Origin of the sequence: Amycolatopsis sp. cg9 (genome assembly GCF_041346945.1) — a bacterium.
GTDB lineage: Bacteria > Actinomycetota > Actinomycetes > Mycobacteriales > Pseudonocardiaceae > Amycolatopsis.
Genome location: NZ_CP166850.1, coordinates 1,107,161 through 1,127,806 on the forward strand (window position 1 = coordinate 1,107,161; position 20,646 = coordinate 1,127,806).

General features: G+C 73.2%; 15 protein-coding genes. 3 read left to right on the top strand and 12 right to left on the bottom strand.

Translation table 11 applies throughout. The features are described 5' to 3' along the window. Window positions 1–103 precede the first annotated feature (103 nt). Window positions 104–1,576, bottom strand: coding sequence for an adenosylhomocysteinase (ahcY, locus tag AB5J73_RS04855; protein ID WP_370968509.1), 1,473 nt, complete (start codon window positions 1,574–1,576; stop codon window positions 104–106). A 92-nt stretch (window positions 1,577–1,668) separates the two neighbouring features. On the opposite strand from ahcY, the gene AB5J73_RS04860 reads away from it, so the two are divergent. After that, entirely contained in the window at window positions 1,669–3,927 is a 2,259-nt protein-coding gene (locus AB5J73_RS04860; protein ID WP_370972935.1) for a hypothetical protein, read from the top strand. 59 nt (window positions 3,928–3,986) lie between these two features. Here AB5J73_RS04860 and AB5J73_RS04865 read toward each other — a convergent pair whose 3' ends face one another. From AB5J73_RS04865 to AB5J73_RS04875, 3 genes are all read right to left on the bottom strand, one after another. Further along, window positions 3,987–4,655 (bottom strand): LPXTG cell wall anchor domain-containing protein, encoded by a 669-nt coding sequence (locus AB5J73_RS04865; protein ID WP_370968510.1) that lies wholly within the window; start codon window positions 4,653–4,655, stop codon window positions 3,987–3,989. Window positions 4,656–4,928: 273 nt separating this feature from the next. Continuing rightward, on the bottom strand, window positions 4,929–6,455 hold the full coding sequence (locus AB5J73_RS04870) for an amino acid permease (RefSeq protein WP_370968511.1): 1,527 nt from the start codon (window positions 6,453–6,455) through the stop codon (window positions 4,929–4,931). Window positions 6,456–6,554: 99 nt separating this feature from the next. Next, entirely contained in the window at window positions 6,555–7,472 is a 918-nt protein-coding gene (locus AB5J73_RS04875) for a cation diffusion facilitator family transporter (RefSeq protein ID WP_370968512.1), read from the bottom strand. A gap of 132 nt (window positions 7,473–7,604) precedes the next feature. Here AB5J73_RS04875 and AB5J73_RS04880 point away from each other — a divergent pair, with 132 nt between their 5' ends. Further along, complete coding sequence (locus AB5J73_RS04880) at window positions 7,605–10,535, top strand: BTAD domain-containing putative transcriptional regulator (RefSeq protein ID WP_370968513.1); 2,931 nt, start codon at window positions 7,605–7,607, stop codon at window positions 10,533–10,535. Window positions 10,536–11,462: 927 nt separating this feature from the next. Here the strand turns inward: AB5J73_RS04880 and manA are convergent. The 5 genes from manA to AB5J73_RS04905 form a co-directional block, all read right to left on the bottom strand. Then, entirely contained in the window at window positions 11,463–12,692 is a 1,230-nt protein-coding gene (manA, locus tag AB5J73_RS04885; protein ID WP_370972938.1) for a mannose-6-phosphate isomerase, class I, read from the bottom strand. A 54-nt stretch (window positions 12,693–12,746) separates the two neighbouring features. Further along, a complete protein-coding gene (locus AB5J73_RS04890) occupies window positions 12,747–13,841 on the bottom strand; it encodes a hypothetical protein (protein ID WP_370968514.1) in 1,095 nt (364 codons plus the stop codon). Next, window positions 13,825–14,046, bottom strand: coding sequence for a Trm112 family protein (locus AB5J73_RS04895; protein ID WP_086865627.1), 222 nt, complete (start codon window positions 14,044–14,046; stop codon window positions 13,825–13,827). Before AB5J73_RS04895 ends, AB5J73_RS04890 begins: the two co-directional genes overlap by 17 nt. Window positions 14,047–14,132: 86 nt before the next feature. Beyond that, window positions 14,133–15,488, bottom strand: a complete 1,356-nt coding sequence (locus AB5J73_RS04900; protein ID WP_370968515.1) for a phosphomannomutase/phosphoglucomutase — start codon at window positions 15,486–15,488, stop codon at window positions 14,133–14,135. A gap of 80 nt (window positions 15,489–15,568) precedes the next feature. Next, window positions 15,569–15,922: a DUF3499 domain-containing protein gene (locus tag AB5J73_RS04905; protein WP_247018803.1), complete on the bottom strand. Its 354-nt coding sequence runs from the start codon at window positions 15,920–15,922 to the stop codon at window positions 15,569–15,571. Window positions 15,923–16,001: 79 nt separating this feature from the next. Between AB5J73_RS04905 and AB5J73_RS04910 the strand changes: the two genes are divergently transcribed. Beyond that, window positions 16,002–16,466: a metallopeptidase family protein gene (locus AB5J73_RS04910; protein WP_158641364.1), complete on the top strand. Its 465-nt coding sequence runs from the start codon at window positions 16,002–16,004 to the stop codon at window positions 16,464–16,466. A gap of 1 nt (window position 16,467) precedes the next feature. Here the strand turns inward: AB5J73_RS04910 and AB5J73_RS04915 are convergent, their stop codons facing one another. From AB5J73_RS04915 to AB5J73_RS04925, 3 genes are all read right to left on the bottom strand, one after another. Continuing rightward, window positions 16,468–16,941 carry a hypothetical protein gene (locus AB5J73_RS04915; RefSeq protein WP_370968516.1) on the bottom strand — a complete coding sequence of 158 codons (474 nt, stop codon included), beginning with the start codon at window positions 16,939–16,941 and terminating at the stop codon, window positions 16,468–16,470. Next, window positions 16,938–20,216 (bottom strand): glycosyltransferase, encoded by a 3,279-nt coding sequence (locus tag AB5J73_RS04920; protein WP_370968517.1) that lies wholly within the window; start codon window positions 20,214–20,216, stop codon window positions 16,938–16,940. Before AB5J73_RS04920 ends, AB5J73_RS04915 begins: the two co-directional genes overlap by 4 nt. A gap of 133 nt (window positions 20,217–20,349) precedes the next feature. Next, window positions 20,350–20,637 (bottom strand): WhiB family transcriptional regulator, encoded by a 288-nt coding sequence (locus AB5J73_RS04925; protein ID WP_167441477.1) that lies wholly within the window; start codon window positions 20,635–20,637, stop codon window positions 20,350–20,352. Window positions 20,638–20,646: the final 9 nt, after the last annotated feature.

Genomic DNA, 20,646 nt, shown 5'->3' on the forward strand with positions numbered 1-20,646 from the left:
TGATAACACGCCACCCAATCGTGCTATCACTGTTCAGAGCGCAAAACAAAGGGCCGCCCCGAACACTTTCGGGGCGGCCCTCACCAGCGAAAACGCGGAAACCTCAGTACCGGTAGTGCTCCGGCTTGAACGGGCCCTCGACGTCCACGTCGATGTACTCGGCCTGCTCCTTCGTGAGCTTCGTCAGCTCCCCGCCCAGCGCGTCGAGGTGGATCTTCGCGACCTTCTCGTCGAGCTTCTTCGGCAGCCGGAACACCTCCTTGTCGTACTCCTCGTGCTTGGTGAACAGCTCGACCTGCGCGATCACCTGGTTGGAGAAGCTGTTCGACATCACGAACGACGGGTGCCCGGTCGCGTTGCCCAGGTTCAGCAGCCGGCCCTCGGACAGCACGATGATCGTGTTGCCGTTCGGGAAGATCCACTCGTCGACCTGCGGCTTGATGGTGATCTTCCGGATGCCCGGGTAGCGCTGCAGGCCCGCCATGTCGAGCTCGTTGTCGAAGTGGCCGATGTTGCCCAGGATCGCCTGGTGCTTCATCTTCGCCATGTGCTCGACCAGCACGACGTCCTTGTTGCCGGTCGTCGTGATGACGATGTCGGCCTCGGGCAGCGCGTTCTCCAGCGTGCGGACCTGGTAGCCGTCCATCGCCGCCTGCAGCGCGCAGATCGGGTCGATCTCGGTGACGATCACGCGCGCACCCTGGCCGCGCAGGGACTCCGCCGCGCCCTTGCCGACGTCGCCGTAGCCGCAGACCACCGCGACCTTGCCGCCGATCAGGACGTCGGTGCCGCGGTTGATGCCGTCGATCAGGGAGTGGCGGATGCCGTAGCGGTTGTCGAACTTCGACTTCGTCACGGCGTCGTTGACGTTGATCGCCGGGAACAGCAGCTCACCGGCCGCCGCGAGCTGGTAGAGCCGCAGGACGCCGGTCGTGGTCTCCTCGGTCACGCCGCGGATGCCCTCGCCGATCTTCGTCCACTTGCCCGTGTCGGCCGCGACCGAGGTGCGCAGCAGCTCGAGGAACACGCGGAACTCGTCCGAGGTGTTCTCGTCCGGGGTCGGCACGACGCCCGACTTCTCGTACTCGGTGCCCTTGTGCACCAGCATAGTGGCGTCACCGCCGTCGTCGAGGATCATGTTGGGACCCTCGCCGTCCCAGGTGAGCATGCGCTCGGTGCACCACCAGTACTCCTCGAGCGACTCGCCCTTCCAGGCGAAGACCGGGACGCCCTTGGGCTCCTCGGGCGTGCCGTGCGGGCCGACGACGATCGCGGCGGCCGCGTGGTCCTGCGTCGAGAAGATGTTGCAGGAGGCCCAGCGCACCTCCGCGCCCAGCGCGACCAGCGTCTCGATCAGCACCGCGGTCTGCACGGTCATGTGCAGCGAGCCCGACACGCGCGCCCCGCGCAGCGGGTAGACCTCCGCGTATTCACGCCGCAGCGCCATCAGTCCCGGCATCTCGTGCTCGGCGAGGCGGATCTCCTTGCGGCCGAACTCGGCGGCATCGAGGTCGGCGACGGCGAATTCGATGCCGTTGCGGGTCTCGTGCCGCTTCGCAACGCTTTCGGGGGGCATAGTGGCGATTCCTCCAAGACTCGATGACACCGGAACACTACCGTTGTCCGCTCGACCTTCCCTAGAGCGGTTAGGAGACCCTTACCGTGCCGATGCCCGGCCCGGACACCCGTGTCGTCGAAATCCGCGTCGCCGGCCTCGTGGGCACCAGCGGGGAAACACTGCTCGACGCGGTCGCGACCGTCGACGTCGCCGGCGACGGGCTGGGCCGGGTGATCCGCCCGGCCGACCGGCTGCGGCGGCCCGCGCCCGGGCCCGTGCTGCCGGCGCTCGGCCGGACGATCCCGCGGACCCTCGAAGGCTACCTGTGGCACGGCATGACGTCCGGCGGCGCCGCCAAGGCCACCTGGGCGCTGCTGTTCCCGTTCTCGCTGGCCAACGTCGCTTTCTGGATGCTGCCGCCGGTCCCGCCGGACCGCCGCTTCCCGCGCGTCCTCGGCGCCGTCTGCCGCGGCCTGCTGCGCGTCGGCGCCCTGCTGCTGACCATGCTGCTGATGGGCCAGCTCGCGGCGATCGCGCTCGACCTGTTCGCCACCCAGTGCCTCGCACCCGGCTCGGGCTGCCTGCCCGTGGTCCCCGACGTGCTCCGCACGGTTCCCGCGCGGATCGCGCTCGGCGTCGTCCCGCTGCTCGTCGTGATCTTCGTGCTGCACCGGATCTCGTCGGCGACCTGGGCGGTGCACGCCGACGGCGACCTGACCGGCGGGCCGCTGCGGATGCGCGCCGACCCGGAGACGCCGGCGCTGCGCTGCCTGCACACCGTCGCCGCGCTGGCCTCGGTCGCGTTGCTGCTGCTGGGCGGGCCGTTCCGGGTGCCGGGCGACACCTTCGGCCTGGTCGTCTGGATCGTCACGCTGGCCGTCGTGCTCGCGGTCGTCGTCGCGGCCGCGATCGGCGTCGACACCGGCCGGTTCGCCCGGCCCGGCGTGCTCGCCTTCGCGAGCCTGCTGGTCGTCCTGGCCGCGGTGCGGCTGCGCCCCGGCACCGGCCCGCTGCCGGGCACGAACGGCGTCGTCGAAGGCCTCGGCGCGGCGCTGGTCGTCGTCGCGGTGCTGTTCGCGCTGTTCCTGGCCCCGGCCGCGCTGCTGGCCCGGCCCGGCTGGCGGCACAAGCCGCGCCGGCTGCGCCCGTGGCTGGGCGGCTGGGCGGCCGCGCCGGTGCTCGCGCTGGCCGGGCTGCTCGGCGGCGGGTTCGGCGCCGGTCTCGCCGAAGCGCTCCGGCGGCTGTCCGGCGCGGAGCTGCTCCAGGTGCCCGACACGTACCTGCTGGTCACGGTGCTCTGGGGCGCCGGCCTCGCGCTGGCCGCGGTGCTCGCCGTGCTGGGCTTCGCGGTCGCCGTCCCGCTGCGCCGGCTGCGGCGGGGCGTCCCGGAGATCGTCGAGCTGATGGAGCACGACGAGCGCCAGGAGGCGCAGGCCGCGGCGGCGTGGGCGCGGTCGGCGTGGGAGCGGCGGCACCTGCACCACCTGGCGCTCGCGGTGGCGTCGGCGATGTCCGCGGGCGGTGCGGCGCTGCTGGTGCTGCGCTTCGGGTTCGGGCTGGTCCCCGGCTGGTTCAAGCCGCTGTCCGCGATCGGCGTGGTCGCGCTCGGCGCGCTGGCCGCCGGCCTGCTGCGCGTGGTCTACACGGCCGCGCGGACCCCGCAGCGCAGCCGCCACCTCGGCGCGCTGGCCGACCTGGTCTGCTTCTGGCCGCGGGCGGCGCACCCGACGGTTCCGCCGTGCTACGCGCTGAAGGTCGTCCCGGAACTGGCCGCGCGGGCCCGCGAGCACCTCGCCGAACCGGGGACGCGCGTGGTGCTCTCCGGCTACAACCTCGGCAGCCTGCTCACGGTCATGGCGGCCGCCCGGCTCGCGGCCGAACTGCCGGCGGCGGACCTCGAACGCGTCGGCGTGCTCACCGCCGGCTCCCCGCTGCAGTGGGGGTACCAGCGGGCGTTCCCGGCGCTGCTGCCGCAGGAGGCTCTCGAGACGCTCTTCGCCGACCTGGACGGCCGCTGGCGGGCGCTGTGCCGCGGCACCGACATCTTCGGCGGCGGTGTGACGACGTGGCGCCACGAAGTCTCCGACCGGCAGCTCTTCGGCGTCGGGTTCCAGCCCGAAGGCGGCTCCGGGCCGTTGAAGGCCCGCGCCGACGAGAACGGCGTCCTCATCCTCGGCGGCGACCACTGGCTGCCGGACCCGCTGCGCGGCCCGACCGGGCGGCACCGCTGGGCCCCGGGGGTGCTCCGGCACCAGGACTACGTGGTCGACGCGGAGTGGGACCGCGCCGTCGCGATGGCCGCCGGCCTCGGCAAACCTTCCGGTGGCGAGCAGGGTCTGCTCTTCGGCGACTTCCCCGGAAAGCCGTGAAGGCCACCTCGAGGAACTTGTAGTTCCTGAAGGCGGCCTTCACGGCACTTCGACCAGGCTTACTCGGAAGCCTTGCGACGGAACTTCAGCAGCGCGAGCAGACCGCCACCGGCGACCAGCAGCAGGGCCGCGATCCAGATCAGCCAGCTGTTGTCGAACCCGGTGTTGGCCAGGCCGCCACCGGTACCGGACTCGTTGCCCGCGGGGACGGCGGCCGGCGCGGTGGTGCTGGTCGGCGCGACCGTCTCCGAGGACGCCGGGGCGCTCGGCTTCGTGGTCTCGGTCGGCTTCGTCGGCCGGGTCGGGGCCGTGGTGGTCTCAGTCGGCTTCTCGGTCTTCGTGCCGCACAGGTACCACTTCTCGATGTCGGCCTGACGCCCGTTGCGGCTGAACGGCGCGCGCAGGTCGTTCCACGGCGCGGCCTTCTCGAGGCCGCGGGCACCCGGGGTGTAGTCGTTGAAGCCGTCGTCGCCACCGATGACGACGATGCGCTTGACCGTCACGCCCTCGTGGACCTTCGAGATGTTGAGGCGGTTCTTGACGATCTTGAAGTCGACGTCGCTCTGGCTGAGGTCGGTGCCCTCGGCGCACGGCGTCGCCTTGCCCGGCGTGGGGTGCGGGCGGTTGTCGTCGCTGTGGCAGGCCAGCGCGGAGCCGGCGGTGCCGATGAGGGCAGCGGTGGTCAGCGCCATGACCGCAACGGCGCCGCGGAAGGTACGTCTGCGCATAGAGGAACTCCTGTACCGGCGGGGAGACAGCACTTGCGAAATCTGTGGTCGCGGCACCACTGAGCGTGTAACCACACTGCTGTAATTCACCCGTCAGTGGCACGCGGAGGATCGAAAGGTATCGCACGTCACTCGACCCTTTACGCGGGGTCCCCCTTTGGGCGCGCAGAGCAAGATCCTTTTAACTCGTTCGTGACCGGCTGTTCCGTACCATGCGCACGCGAAAGCCCCGCCGACCTGCGCAATCCGGTCGACGGGGCCTTCTCGTGCGGATCAGGCGTCGGGCGTCTTGACGGGGTCGCCGGTCCCGTCGGCCTGCCGCTTGCCGAGCAGCGAATGACGGCGGCTGTAGGCGAAGTAGATGACCACGCCCAGCACCATCCAGGCGACGAACCGCAGCCAGGTCAGCACGGTCAGGTTCAGCATCAGCCACACGCAGGCCAGGATCGCCAGGATCGGGATGACCGGCATCAGCGGCACCTTGAACGCGCGGGGCAGGTCCGGGCGCGTCCGGCGCAGGACGATCACCCCCGCCGAGACGAGCACGAAGGCGAACAGCGTGCCGACGTTGACCATCTCTTCGAGCTTGTCCGCCGGGAAGAACCCGGCCGCGAGCGCGACCAGGCCGCCGACGATGAGGGTCGCGCCCTTCGGCGTCCCGTGCTCGCCGGTCTTCGCCAGCCCGCGGGGCATCAGGCCGTCGCGCGACATCGCGAAGATGATCCGGACCTGGCCCAGCATCAGCACCATGACGACGGTGGTCAGGCCGGCCAGCGCGCCGAAGGAGATGATGTTGGCCGCCCAGTCGACGCCGTTGTCGGAGAACGCCGTGGCGAGGGTCTTGTGGCTGCCGTCGCCCGCGTCGGTGGCCAGCTTCTTGTAGTTCGTCATGCCGACGACCACCAGCGACACCGCGACGTAGAGCACCGTGACGATGGCCAGCGAGCCCATGATGCCGCGCGGCACGGCCTTCTGCGGGTTCTTCGTCTCCTCGGCGGTGGTCGCGACGATGTCGAAGCCGATGAACGCGAAGAACACCAGCGACGCGCCGGCGAGCAGGCCGAACACGCCGAACGAGCTGCTCGCGCCGCCCGCGATCAGCGAGAAGAGCGACTGGTCGACGCCGGTCTGGCCGGCCCCGCCGGTCTCGCCCGGCGGGATGTACGGCGTGTAGTTGGCGCCCTTGATGTAGAAGATGCCGAGGATGATCACGAACAGCACGACGGCGACCTTGACGCCGGTGATCACCATCGACACCCGCGACGACAGCTTCGTGCCCAGCACCAGCAGCGTCGTCAGGATCGCGACGACGAGCAGCGCGCCCCAGTCGACGGTCACGCCGCCGACGGCGAACGTCGTCGTGGTGCCCTTGCCGAAGAGGTAGCCGAGCACCGTCTCGAGGTAGACCGACCAGCCCTTGGCCACCGCGGCGGCGCCGACGGCGAGCTCGAGGATCAGGTCCCAGCCGATGATCCACGCCATGAACTCGCCGAAGGTGGCGTAGGAGAACGTGTACGCGCTGCCCGCGACCGGCACGGTCGACGCGAATTCCGCGTAGCAGAGCGCCGCGAGGGCGCACGCGATCGCCGCGAACACGAACGCCAGCGACACCGACGGCCCGGCGTAGTCACCGGCGGTGCGCGCGGTCAGCGTGAAGATCCCGGCGCCGATGACGACGGCGACGCCGAACACCGTGAGGTCCCAGGCACTGAGGTTCCGCCGGAGCTTGGTGTCCGGCTCATCAGTGTCCGAAATGGACTGTTCGATCGATTTAGTGCGCCACAATCCCGTTCCGGGCACCGTTGACCTCCTGCGGCTGAACTGCGTTTATCGCGGTACGTCACCCTAACGGGTCACGTCCGTGACGGCTCGCCGAACGCCCGGAAGTGGATCTTGAAGCTACTTCGCCAGGCTGCGGTCGAGGTCCGGCTCGAGGTAGATCAGCTTCGCGACCGGCACCTTGGCGCGGACGCGGGCCTCGGCGTCGTCGATGGCCGTGGCCAGCTCGGCCGTGTCGAGCCCCGGCACCATCGCCAGCTTGGCCGCGACGAGCAGCTCGTCCGGCCCCAGGTACTGGGTGCGGATGTGGATGACGCGCTCGACCTTCCCGGCGGCGAGCTCGTCGACGATGACCGCGAGCACCTGTGCGGTGACGCCTTCACCGATGAGCAGGCTCTTCATCTCGACGATCAGGATGATCGCGATGACCCCGAGCAGCGCGCCGATGGCGAGGGTGCCGATGCCGTCCCAGACCGGGTCGCCGGTCGCGACCGCGAGCCCGACGCCGGCGAGCGCGAAGACGAGGCCGAGCAGCGCGCCGGCGTCCTCCAGCAGCACGACGGGCAGCTCGGGTTCCTTGGCCTGCCGGATGAAGCCCCACCAGCCGGCGTCGCCCTTGATCTTCTTCGACTCGGTGATCGCGGTGTAGAAGCTGTAGCCCTCCAGGCACAGCGCGACGACCAGGATCACCACCGCGACGATCGGCGATTCGAGCGGCTCGGGGTGGCCGATCTTGTGGATGCCTTCGTAGATCGCGAAGGCGGAGCCCAGGCTGAAGAGCATCAGGGCGACGATGAAGGAGTAGAAGTACCGGTCGCGGCCGTAGCCGAACGGGTGCTCCTGGTCCGCCTCCCGCTTCGACGTCTTCTGCCCGAGCAGCAGCAGGCCCTGGTTCGAGGTGTCGGCCAGCGAGTGCACCGACTCGGCCAGCATCGACGACGACCCGGTGACGAGGAAGCCGGCGAACTTCGCGACCGCGATCCCGGCGTTCGCCCCGAGGGCCGCGATGATCGCCTTGGTTCCGCCTCCAGCTGACACGACCGCTCCCCTGCCGACGTTCCCGAATTGCCGGGTTGGAGCCTAGAGGACCCGCCTCGGGTCCCGCCGCACCGCCCGGTTTTGTCGGACCCCTTCGCTACGGTGGCCGTTCCGGTACTCGGGAGGGCGGACATGGCTCACTTCGGCGTGCTCGGGCCGCTCGCCATCGAGTGTCCGCCCGGGCACTGGGTCGCGTTGCGGGGCGAGCGGCAGCGCACGCTGCTGGCCGTGCTGCTGGTCAACGCCAACCAGCACGTCCACGTCGACGTGCTGGTCGAAGCGCTGTGGCCGGGCGGGCCGCCGAAGTCCCACACCTCCAACCTGCACACCTACCTCTCCCGGCTGCGCGAGCGGATCGACGGCCTCCGCGTCGAGCACGGGCCGCTCGGCTACCGGCTGCACGTCGAGCCGGGCGAGCTCGACCTGCTCGGCTTCCGGTCGGCCGCCGCCGAGGGGAAGCGGGCCGCGGACGCCGTCGAAGCCGCCGGGCACTACCGGCGGGCGCTCGCGCAGTGGCGGGGGCCGGTGCTGGCGGGGCTGCACGTGCCGCGGCTCGACGCCGACGTCGCGCGGCTGGAGTCCGAGCGGCTCGCCGTGTTCGAAGACTGCGTCGACGCCGAGCTCACCGCCGGGCGGCACGGGGAGCTGACCGGCGAGCTGCAGGCCATGATCACCGAACACCCGCTGCGCGAACGGCTCGCCGCGCAGCTGATGATCGCGCTCCACCGGGCCGGGCGGCAGGGCGACGCGCTCGAGGTCTACCGGCGGTTGCGGACCACCCTGATCGAAGAGCTCGGCGTCGAACCCGGCGCGGAGGCCCGGCGGGTGCACGCGGCCGTCCTGCGCGGCGAAGACCCGGTGCCGCGGCTGCCGCCGCCGGTCTGGCCGGTGTGCCAGCTGCCGCCGGACATCGGGGACTTCACCGGCCGCGAAGCCGAGCTCGCCGAGCTGACCGGTGTGCTGGGCGACGACCGCGGCGTCCCCGTCGCCGTGCTCAGCGGCGAACCGGGCGCGGGCAAGAGCACCCTGGCCGTGCGCGCCGCGCATCGGCTGCGGGCGCGCTTCCCGGACGGGCAGCTGTACGTCCCGCTCGCCGGCCGCGACATCGGCGACGTGCTGGCCGACCTCCTGCGCGCGCTCGGCGTGCCCGGCCCCGCGGTGCCGGACGACGTCCGGGCGCGCGCGGCGGTGTTCCGCGGCCGGCTCACCGACCGGCGGGTGCTGGTGGTGCTCGACGACGCCGCGGACCCCGGGCACGTCCGCGCGCTGCTGCCGGGGACGCCGGGGTGCGCGGTGCTCGTGACGAGCCGGCGCCGGCTGAGCGGGCTCGCCGGGGCGCACCGGCTGCCGCTCGGGCCGTTGTCCGGCGCCGACGCCGTCGAGCTGCTGAACCGGCTCGCCGGGGCGCGGGTCGCCCGGGAGCGGGCCGACGCCGAGCGGATCATCGCGGCGTGCGCGCGGCTGCCGCTGGCCCTGCGGATCGCCGGCAGCAGGCTGGCCATCCGCCCGCACCTGCGGCTCGGCGAGCTGGCCGGCCGCCTCGAAGACGAAGTCCGACGGCTCGACGAGCTGACCGTCAGCGACCTGGCCGTCCGCAGCAGCATCGCGTTGAGCTACGAAGGCCTCCGGCCGCCCGCGCGGCGCGCGTTCCGGCTGCTCGGCCGCTGCCGCCTCGCCGACCTCCCGGCCTGGGCGGTGACGACGCTGATCGGCGCCCCGGAGGCCGACGAAGCCGTCGAAGAGCTCGTCGAGGCGAGCCTGCTGGAGGCGCGCGGCGCGGACCCGGCCGGCGAGGGCCGCTACCGGATGCACGACCTCGTCCGGCTGTACGCGGCGGAGCTCGCCGAAGACACCGGCGGCCTCCGGACGGTGCTGTCGGCGACACTCGCCCTCGCCGACGCGGCCGCGGCCCGCCTGCCGCGCACGGTGCCGATGCCACCGCCGGCCGCTTCGCAGCTTCCCCAGCCGTTGCCCGGCGAGCTGGTGGCGCGGCTGCTGGCGCGCCCGGACGACTGGTTCGCCGCCGAGCGCGCGAACCTCGTCCTGCTGATCGGGTGGCTGCCCGCCCCGGACGCGGTGCGGTTGCTGGACAAGCTGAGCGTGTACTTGTACCTGCACGGCCAGTACGCGGAGATGCGCGCGGCGTACGAAACGGTGCTCGCCGCGACGGACGACCCGGCGGTCGCGCTGCTCGCCGAGGCGAACCTCGCGCTGTTGCGCCACGAACGCGGTCAGTACGAGGAGGCCGCGGCCGCGTACCGCCAATGCGCGAAGGAGCTGGAAGCGCGTGGCGAACACCGCACCCACGCGTGGGTGACGGCCAACCTGGCCCACTGCCTGATCGGGCTCGGCGACGCCGAAGAAGCCTTGGCGACGGCGGCCCACGCGCGCGAACTGTTCACAGTGGACGGTCAACCGGAGCCGCTCCGCGTGCGCTCGGCGGAATCGGCGGCCCTCCTGCGGCTCGGCCGGGTGGCGGAAGCACGCGACGTCGACCGCATCGCACTGGCAGCGGCCCGCGAAACCGGCGACGCACGACAGATCGGCACGGCCCTGCACGGCTTGGCGTGGTCCTCGCTCCTGACCGGCGACGACGTCCAGGCGGCCGCGGCGATCGCGGAAGGGGTGGACCACTTGCGCCCGACACCGGCCCGTTCGGAGCTGGCGAAGTCGTTGCGCACCCTCGGCGCGATCTCCGCGGCAACGGGCGACCGCGACGGCGCGATGGCGGCGTTCGGAGAAGCCCGAGAGCTGGCAAGGGAACTGGACGAGCGGCCACGCGAGCTGTCCTGCACCCGGGCACTGGCCGCGGGCTGGATCGGCGAAGGCCGCGCGGCGCAGGCGATCCCGGTCCTGCGGCAGTGCTTGACGGAATTCCGCGAGATGGGCGGCCGCTCCGCGACAGGGCTGACGTGGCTCGTGCTGAGCCGAGCCTGCGACGCCGTCGGCGACGAGGTGGGCGCGGCAGAGGCGGCGGCGGAAGCGGAGCAGCACACCGACCCCCGCGACGCCAGCGCGGCAGCGCTGAGGCGGGCATTGCTGGCGCTTACCGAGCGGGTCTGAGCCAGGGCGGCCGGCCTGGCGGGGCGCAGCTGCCGCTCTTGCGGCCCGGTCGGCGCCGGTCGGTTGCCCAGCCGGTGCCTGCCCAGCTGCGCCACCAGACTCCCGCCCAGCCGATGCTCGCCCCTCGAAAGCACCGCCTGGCTCACCGGCCAGCCGATGTCCACACCCCCGGCAGCATCGCCAGACCTTCCCCCGGCCGACGCTCGCCCCGCGCCGGGGTACCAGCCCCGACTGCGGCGGCAGGACCACTGACCGGCCGGCACAGGCCCGCTGGACTCCCCAATCGGCTGGTGCTCCCCGCCCGTGGTCTCCACTGACCAGCGCGGGCTCTCCAACCCAAAGGCCGGCACGCCCCTCCGCCAGGCCCCCGCCCAACCACCGGTCGCCCCAGCAGCACCGCCAGACTTCCCCCCCGGCCGAAGCTCGCCCCCAAAGTCCTGCCCGGCGCCCCTCCGGCCGTTGTGCGCCCCCAGCAGCACCGCCTGCCCCCCGCCCGGCCGATGCCCGCCCCCAAAGCCCCAGCCAGGCCCCTCCGGCCGAACACACGCCCCGGCCAACACCACCCGCCCCCGTCCAACCAACGCTCGCCCCCAGCGGCACCGGCCAGACCCCCGCCCAGCCGATGCCCGCACCCGCAGCACCGCCGTCCCCTCCCCCTCAGGACCGCGCCCCCGAGTCCTCCCCGGCTCGGCTGCGCGTTCCCTCTGGGCCGGGTGGTGCCGCCCCCTCGCGGCACCACCTCCACGCCCACGGGCGCCGGGCAGGGATCTGACCGGCGCCACCCCCAGCGGACCGGCAGCGCGCGCCAGCGCACCAGGGTCCCCCCGTTGGGTCGATAGTTGCCGACGCCGCCACACGGAACGCACACAAAACGGCGGAGGCCCCTCGGGAATCCCGAGAGGCCTCCGAACCGAGCCGAACGCGAAGTCAGTCTTCGCAGGTACCCGCGGTCGCGCGGAAAAGCTGCGCCCGCGCGCCGTCCAGCGGACGCACCCGGACCGGCGGGTCCGCCGCCGGAAGCCACACCGACTGGCCGCGCCGTAGCTCCACCTTCTCGCCGTCATCGGCCGTCACCAGCAGGTCACCGGCCGTGCACAACAGGATCTGGGGGCCGACGCTGTCTACCGAAATCTCGTCGTCCTGCCCCGCTGCCCACTCGACGCGCGACAGCTCGAACTCCGGCGCGTCCGTGCGGTACACCGACAGGCGCTCCCCGCCGTCGCCGCACTGGACCGGCATCTCGCCGCACGCGAAGTCGACCACGCGCAGGAGCTCGGGGACGTCCACGTGCTTCGGGGTCAGGCCGCACCGCAGGATGTTGTCCGAGTTCGCCAGGATCTCCACGGCCGTGCCGTGCAGGTACAGGTGCAGGTTGCCGGCCGGCAGGTAGATCGCCTCGCCCGCGCGCAACGTCAGCCGGTTCAGCAGCAACGCCGCCAGCACGCCCGCGTCACGCGGGTGCGCCTCCCCGAGCTCCAGGATGGTCCGGCACTCGACCGCGAACTCGCCGTGCTCCTGGACGTGCCGGACGCACGCGTCGAGCACCTCCGGCAGCAGCGAGTCGAGCGACGCCTGCGGCAGCGTGATCCACGTCGTGAACAGCGCCCGCAGCCCGGACGGGTCCGGCTGCGCCTCGAGCAGCCCGGTGTACTTCGCCAGCCCCGGCGTCTCGATCGCCTTGAGCAGCTTCACCGTGCGGTCCGGAGCGCGGAACCCGGCCAGCGCGTGGAACTCCGTCAGCGCGCAGACCAGCTCCGGCTTCGCCGTCGGGTCCGGGTAGTTGCGGTTCGAGGCGTCCCGCGGGATGCCCAGCCGCTCCTCGCGGGCGTGCCCCTCCGCGGCCTGCGCCGCCGACGGGTGCGCCTGCATCGACAGCGGTTCCTCCGCCGCGAGGATCTTCAACAGGAACGGGAGCCGCCCGCCCCACCGCTTCGCGCACTTCTCGCCGAGCTGCGTCACCGGGTCGGCGTCCACCAGCTCCAGCAGGCTTCGCTCGGTGCCGTCCGGGCCGATCACGTGCGACGGGTCGCCCGGGTGGGCACCCATCCACAGCTCGGCCTCGGGGTGCGGCGCGGGTACCGGGCGGCCCAGCAGCTCGGGGATCGCCGTCCGCGATCCCCAGGCGTAGGGCCGCACCGCGTTGCGCAGCAGCTCCACTGTCACCTCAACTCCACTCCTTCGGCACCGGCCGGGGCCGGTGCTCGGCGGGTCTCACGCCGTCGCGGGCGCGTAGCGGCCTGCGCCGCCGATGCTGCCCGCCGCCAGCCCGAGGTAGACCGCCGCCAGTTCGAACCGCAGCGCCAGCACCGCGGCCCGCACGATTTCGTCGGCCTCGATCTCCTCGGCCGGGGCGATGACGTCCGCACCCGGCAGCAGGTCCTCGGCCTGGTACCGCGCCGCGTCCGTCGCCGGACCGGTGCGCACCGAGAGCAGCAGCACCCGGGTGGGGATGTCACCAGAGGGATCGTCCGGATCAGCGAAGATGTCACGCTCGGAGCCCCCCGATTGCGCCGCTCGCCGCAATGCGGGCCGCGCCAGGGCCTGACGATAGTCCTCGACGTCGCAGACCATGGCCGCGTGCGCGGCGAAGGCGTGCGCCGCGTGCTCGCCCACGGCGACCGCGACCGGGTCCAGCCCCCACAGCAGCGGCACCCGGTCGGCGACCCGCAGCGCGAGCGCCTTCGCCGGGTTCGCGAACGACTCCCGGGCCAGGTAGTCCTTCTCGGCCTCCAGGTCGAGCTGGTCGGCCAGCACCTGGACGTCGGAGATCAGCAGTCCCAGCGCGTTCGCCGTGAGCAGCCCGGCGGCCAGGCCGCGCGGGAACGCCAGCTCGGGCGGCACCGGGACGCGCGGTGCCAGCAGCACACCCTTGCCCGCCACCGCGGCCGCCACCGGGCCCTCCGCGGGCGCGGACAGCACCACCGAAGCGCCGTAGCGGGCAGCGCGCTCCAGCGACGCGGCGAGCTCGCGGTCGCCGGGGTCGTCGGTGTGCGCGAAAACGACGTCGAGCGCGCCGATCCAGCTCGGCACGACCTCGGCGACGACCACCGGGACCGGGCACGAAGGCGTCAGGAGGGCGGCCAGCAGCCGCGTGAGCGTGCGGGACACGCCCGGCCGGTCGATGAGCACGACGGCACGCGGGCGGCCCATGTCGAGCCGCTCGGACAGCTCCAGCTCGGCGGCGAGCTCGGCGGTCGCCCGCACCTGGGCGCCGGCCATCGCGGCGGCCCGCAGCAGCCCCGCGCTGTCGGCCTCGGCCAGCCGCGCCGGGTCGTCGAGCAGGGTGTCGTCAAGCACTGTCGGCATCGGAAGTTCCGTTGGTGCCCGGTTGTGTCGCCTCGTCGAGGAGCAGCACCGGGATCCCGTCACGCACCGGGTACACCCGGCCGCACTCGGTGCACGTCAGCGCGTCGGCCTCGGGATCGTCCGGTGCGCCGGGGCGCAACGGGGCGTGATCCGGCGACGGGCACGCCAAGATCTCGAGGAGCTGGGCGTCGAGCGTGATGGCCATGGTTCCTCCATACCACGCGGGGCACTGTGCTGAAGAGCACTTCAGGACACAGTTCGGCCCCTAGGCACCCTTCTTAGGGGGTGGGGTCAGTTGCGGATGATCGCGAGCACTTCGTCCACCAGGCCCTGCACGGCCTCGGCGTTCGCGGCCTCGACGTTCAGGCGGAGCAGCGGTTCGGTGTTCGACGGGCGCAGGTTGAACCAGGCGCCACCCGGCAGCTGCACGGTGAGGCCGTCCAGCTCGTCGATCTCGACACCGGAGCGGGCGCCGAAGGCGTCCTTGACGGCCATCATCTTGGCGACCTGGTCGTCGACCGTGGAGTTGATCTCACCCGAGGCCGCGTAGCGCGAGTACGCGCTGGTCAGCTCCGAGAGCGGGCCGTTCTGCTCGCCGAGGGCGGCGAGGACGTGCAGCGCCGCCAGCATGCCGGTGTCGGCGCGCCAGAAGTCGCGGAAGTAGTAGTGCGCGGAGTGCTCGCCGCCGAAGATGGCGCCGGTGCGGGCCATCTCGGCCTTGATGAACGAGTGGCCGACGCGGGTGCGGACCGGCTTGCCGCCGTGCTCGGCGACGATCTCCGGCACGCCCTTGGACGTGATCAGGTTGTGGATGATCGTGCCGCCCGGGTCCTTCGCCAGCTCGCGGACGGCGACCAGCGCGGTGATCGCGCTCGGCGAAACCGGCTCGCCGCGCTCGTCGACGATGAAGCAGCGGTCCGCGTCGCCGTCGAACGCGACGCCGGCGTCCGCGCCGACCTCGCGCACCTTCGCCTGCAGGTCGACGATGTTCTTCGGGTCGAGCGGGTTGGCCTCGTGGTTCGGGAAGGTGCCGTCGAGCTCGAAGTACATCGGCACGATGTCGATGGGCAGCCCGGCGAACACTGTCGGGACGGTGTGCCCGCCCATGCCGTTGCCCGCGTCGACGACGATCTTCAGCGGCCGGCTGCCGGACAGGTCGACCAGGTTGCGCAGGTAGGCGGCGTAGTCGGCGAGGACGTCCCGCTCGGTCACCGAACCGCGCTGGCCCTCGAACCCGGGGACGCCCTGCTCGACGGTGTCGCGGATCTCGGCGAGCCCGGTGTCCTGGCCGACCGGGGACGCGCCGGCGCGGCACAGCTTGATGCCGTTGTACTTGGCCGGGTTGTGGCTGGCGGTGAACATCGCGCCCGGCAGGTTGAGCGAGCCCGACGCGAAGTACAGCTGGTCGGTGCTGGCCAGGCCGATGCTGACGACGTCGAGGCCCTGCGAGGTGACGCCCTCGGCGAAGGCCGCGGACAGCTGCGGCGAGGAGTCGCGCATGTCGTGGCCGATCACCACCGACGGCGCCTCGGGCTTGATGAGCAGGGCGAATGCGGCGCCGAAGTCGCGGACGAGGTCCGCGTCGAGCTGCTCGCCGACCACGCCGCGAATGTCGTAGGCCTTCACGATGCCCGAAAGGTCTGACACGCCGTCTCCCCGCGATTAGTCGTCCTGGCGCCCGCTGCGCCGCGCGGAAAGCCTACCGGCGGTGGTGGTGGGCGACGCGCTCAGGCGCGGCCGGGGAGGACACGCAGGTGGCCGCGGCGCCCGGACGGGCCCTCCGGCTCGGGCGCGGGAGCCGGTTTGTCGGAGCGGCCGGCCTCGCGCACGGCCTCGGCCAGCGCCGTCAGCTCGTCCGCCGACGGGTCCGGCGCGGCGAAGGCGCCTTCGTGCCGGACGACTTCCCAGCCCTTGGGGACGGTCAGCCGCAGCGCGTGGGCTTCGCAGAGGTCGTAGGAGTGCGGCTCGGAAGCGGTGGCCAGGGGGCCGACGACGGCGGTGGAGTCGCTGTAGGCATACGTCAGCGTGGCCACAGCCGGCTCGAGACAGCCGGTACGCGAACACTTCCGTACGTTCCGCACGATCCGAAACGATAGCGCGTCGCCGCAAGCTAGTAGGAGCGACACGCGCTGGGACGTGCCGACCGCATAGACTTCCGGGGTGGCGACGGCTCGTGACTACCGACAGCGGCGGCGCCTGCGAAGGGACCGGCACGGCCGGGGCCTGCGCGGGACGCTGTACCCGGCGACCCTGCCCGCCGCCGCGAGCCGCGCGGAACGCTTCGACGCGCTGGTCCTGGACGCGCTCGAACCGATCGAGGCCCGCTGGCGCCACGAGCTGACGAAGCTCGACGTGGCGGTGGACGACGTCCCGGAGATCCGCGAGAACGGCCACTCCCCGGCGGACGGCGTCCTGCACGACGGCGCGGTGCCGCTGTCGCGCCTGGTCCCGGCGGGCGTGGACCGCACGGGCCTGCCGACGCGCGCCCGGATCGTGCTGTACCGGCGGCCGCTGGAGGCGCGGGCGAAGGACCCGTCGGAGCTGGCCGAGCTGGTGCACGACGTGCTGGTCGAGCAGGTGGCCGGCTACCTGGGCGTGGAACCGGACGTCATCGAAGGCGAGTGACCTACCGGACCGGTCCCCGCTCGTCGACGGAGTGCGTGGGCTCGCCCAGGAACGCGTCGGCGGGCAGCTCGCCGAAGCCGACGTTGAACGTGTCCAGCCAGTACGACCAGTCCTGCCTGCCCGCCGCGCTGCTGAAGCGGTAGTTGAGCCGCCAGCGCACCCACTCGCCCGGCGCGAGCTTCACCGCAGGCGGGCGCCGCTCGCGGGGCGGGAGGCCGAACAGCTCGCCGACCCGGGGCAGCACCCGCAGCCGGCCGTCCGCTTCCCGCAGGTCCACAGCCACGTCCCGGAGGTTCTCCACCGACGCGACCGGCGCGAACCCGTCCTCTTCACGCATCCGCACCACGTGCGCGACCCGGCCCGGCAACGCGGGCAGCGCGAAGCCGGCCGGGGCCGCGTTCCGGACCGCCGCGGCCGGGCCACCGCGCGAGTGCTTCGTCCACGACACGCGGACCCATTGCGCGGTGATCGTCACGGGCGGCGCCGGGCCGGGACCGCCGTCAACAGGGTGAACAGGACCGCCGCCAGCTGGGCCAGCAGGAGCAGGTTCCGTTCCGTGCCCGGGTACTCCACCGTCACCTCGGACGACGCCGGCGGCACCGACACCGCCACCTGGTGGCCCCAGGCCGGCACGATCGGGACGCTCTTGCCGCCCACCGCGGCCTTCCAGCCCGCTTCCTGCTCCGCCGCCAGCACCAGCAGCCGGCCGGTCGGGCCGTCCGACACCCGGACGCGCACGTCCGGGAGACCGGCCTGCACCGGGGCCACGCCCGGGGCCAGGCCCGGGGCGCCGCCGCCGGTGACCGCCGCCTTCGCCTGCTCCGGCGAGATCAGGATCACCTGGCCCGCCGGCGCGAGCAGGCGGAGCACGCCCCGCCCGTCCGACGTCGGGGCGGCCACCGACACCAGGTCCTTCGCCAGCGGCGGGTAAGCCCGCGGGTCCGCTCCCGGCGGCAGCACCACGTACTCCACGCCGGCGGCGGCCGCGGCCGCGAACGTGCGCTGGACGGCCGCCGCGTCGCCCTGGCCGAGGTCGTGGCGCCACGCGGCCAGGCGGGCCGGGGTGCCGGGGGTCGGGGCCAGTTCGTCGTCGCCGTAGTGGGGCAGCCGGCCGCCGATCTGGCGGGTCGTGTCGGCCGCCAGGTCGAGCACCGACCGGCCGGACGCCGAGATCTCCGCCGCGACTTCGGGTGCCAGCGCGGGCCGCGGCCCGGCGCGGAGCGGGCCCTGGCCGCCGACGGCGACGGCGCCGCCCGCCAGAGCCAGGAACACGACGACCCCGGCCACCGCCATCACCTGCGGCAGCCACGGCGACGGCACCCCGGCCGAACCGCCGCGCTGCCACGACCCGAGCACGACCCACAGCAGCCCGGCGCCGACGATCAGCAGCGGGACGCCCGCGTAGCCGTGCGCCGCCGCGCCGCCCTGCATCGGCGCCGCCGTCACCAGCCGCACCAGGACCAGCCCGCCCGCGCCCAGCGCCGCCAGCGCGAGCCCGCCCGCGGCGAGCTTCGTCGGGCGCACGACCACCGCCACGAGGGCCGCGGCGATCACCGCGACGCCGATCGGCCACGCGCCCGGCCCGCCGGGGTCGAGGCCGGCCAGGTCGGTGCCGGACACCGCAGCGGCCGCGCCGCCAAGACCCTGCACGAGCAGCTCCGGGTGCCGCAGCAGCACGGTCGGCCACGGCAGCAGCAGCGCCAGCGGCAGCAGCACCACGATGCCGACCGACGCGATCCGCCGGGCCAGCCCGGTCGGCGCGGGCAGCACGACGAACCCGATCAGCAGCCCGGCGAGCGCGAGCCCGTGCGCCAGCGGGGAAAACGCGCCGAGCAGCGCCACCCCGAACGCCGAGAGTGCGGACACGTGCAGCCAGCGCGTGTCCGCGTGGACGAGCAGCCCGGCGATGCCCGCGGCCACCAGCGGCAGCACGAGGTGCACCACGACGACGTCGAGCCGGCCCTGCGCCACCCCGGCGGTCGCGGCGGGCAGGAGCGCGTAGGTGGCCGCGACGACCGCGCGGACCCAGCGGCGGACGCGAAGCCGCCGCGTCGCCGCGTAGGCGCTCAGCGCCGCCAAGGGGATGTCGCCGAGGAGCAGGACCGCGACGAGCGCGGCCGGGCCGCCGATCGGGGCGAAGACCGCGCCGAGCGTGCCCAGCACGGGCAGCGTCGCCGACACGGGGGCGCCGGTGCCGCCCGCGATCGCGTGCCACGGCGTGAGGTACGACGACCAGAGCTCCCCCAGCCCGCCGACCGGGAGCAGCTTGCCGCCGAAGAGGTCCAGGCCGAGCCGGGCCCGGTTGACGACCAGCCCGAGCGCCGTCATCACGACGAGCAGCACGACCGGCGGCGCGAAGATCGTGGCCGCGAGCACCCGCCGCCGGTTCACCTCGACGAAGACGAGTTCGGGCTCGGCCTCTTCGGCCGGTTCGGCGGAGACCGGTTCGTCGGAGACCGCGGCCGGCGCCGGGGTTTCCGGCAACGCGACGGCGACGAGCGTGCCCGGCCGGCGCAGCCCGGACCCGCGCGAGCTGAGCCCGCGCAGCGCACCCGCGGGCAGCGCGTCGGGCCCGACGGGCCGGGTCTCGCGGGCGTCGAGCGCTTCCGGCGTCACCCACGCCGACTCGGTTTCGACGGTCTCGGGAACCCGGCCGAGCGCGACGTCGCTCTCCACGCCCCGGCGCACCAGCCCGACGACGCCCGCGCGGAAAGCGTTGCGGAGCCGGGTGACGCGCCCGGTGAAGAGCCCGCGAACCGTGCCCGGCCGCGGATTCCGCCGCCGGCGGGCACGGGCGGCGCGCAATCCGCCGCGTCCACTGAGGAGGTACGCGGCCGCGGCGAACTCGGCGCGCGCTTCGCCGGTGCGGCGCAGCAGGACGAACGCGAGCGCGCGCAGCACCGAGAGCAGCGGGAGCCGGATCATCCCGAGCCAGAAGGAAACGGGCGAGCAGTTCACCAGGAAGACGCGCAGCCCGTGAGCGCGGTTCGCGGCGGCCAGGGGCGCGGTGACGGCGTCCGCCGCGCGCCGGCCGGTCGTGACGGCGCGCGCGTGCCGGACCCGCGCGGTCGGCACGGAGAGCACGATCCCGCCGGCGGCGTTGGCGCGCCAGCCGAAGTCGAGATCCTCGCGCAGCAACGGGAATCCGGGGTCGAAGCCGCCGAGGTCGTCCCAGGCGTCGCGGCGGACGAGGGAGCCCGCGCTGGGCACGGCGAGCACCTCGGCCGGTTCTTCGCCGAGCGCGGCGACCTGCTGGCGGTGCCCGGACGCGTCGGTGGACAGGCCGGCTTCGACGATCAGCCGCGGGTCGGTCCAGTCGAGCCCGAGCGCGCCGAGCACCGTCGCCGACGGCGTTTTCGTGGCGACGCGCAGGAGTTCGTCGAGGCAGTCGGGCTCGGGCGCGCAGTCGTCGTGCAGCAGCCACAGCCACGATCCGGGATCGCCCCAGCGTTCGGTGGCGTGCTCGACGGCTTCGGCGACCGCGGCCGCGAAGCCGGTGTCGCTCGAAAGTGTGATGACCCCGGAGAGCACGGGAGAAGAATCCGAGCCGGGTTCGGCCGCCGCTTCGGCGAGCAGCCGCGGGGTCGAGTCGGTGGAGCCGGTGTCGACGGCGAGCACGTGCCGGGGCCGGACGGAGCTGCGGCGCAACGAAGAAAGCGCCAGCGGCAGCCAGTTTTCGCCGTTGTGACAGACCACAATGGCCAGAACGGGCGCGGTGCGCAGGACGGGCGGCGCGGCGGTGCGGGGCAACGAACGCTCCAGATCAGGCGGCGGGTCGGTGCGGCCACCCTACGGCCCCGGTCCGTCACCCGGTGGTGAACCCACGCCGAGTGTTCACCACGTGGAATCACCGGTGACGCACGCATCACCGGTGATTCGCCCTCTAGACGACGCGTTTCTTCAGCTTGCGGCGCTCCCGCTCGGACAGGCCGCCCCAGATGCCGAAGCGCTCGTCGTGGGCCAGCGCGTACTCAAGGCACTCGTCCTTGACCTCGCAGCCCAGGCAGATCCGCTTGGCTTCGCGGGTGGAGCCGCCCTTCTCCGGGAAGAACGCCTCCGGGTCCGTCTGCGCGCACAGAGCGCGTTCCTGCCAATCCTGCTCTTCTTCGGTGGCATCGATGAGCTCGGTGAGATCTCCCAGAGCCTGCTCCGGGATCTCGCCCCAACTCATGACGTGCCC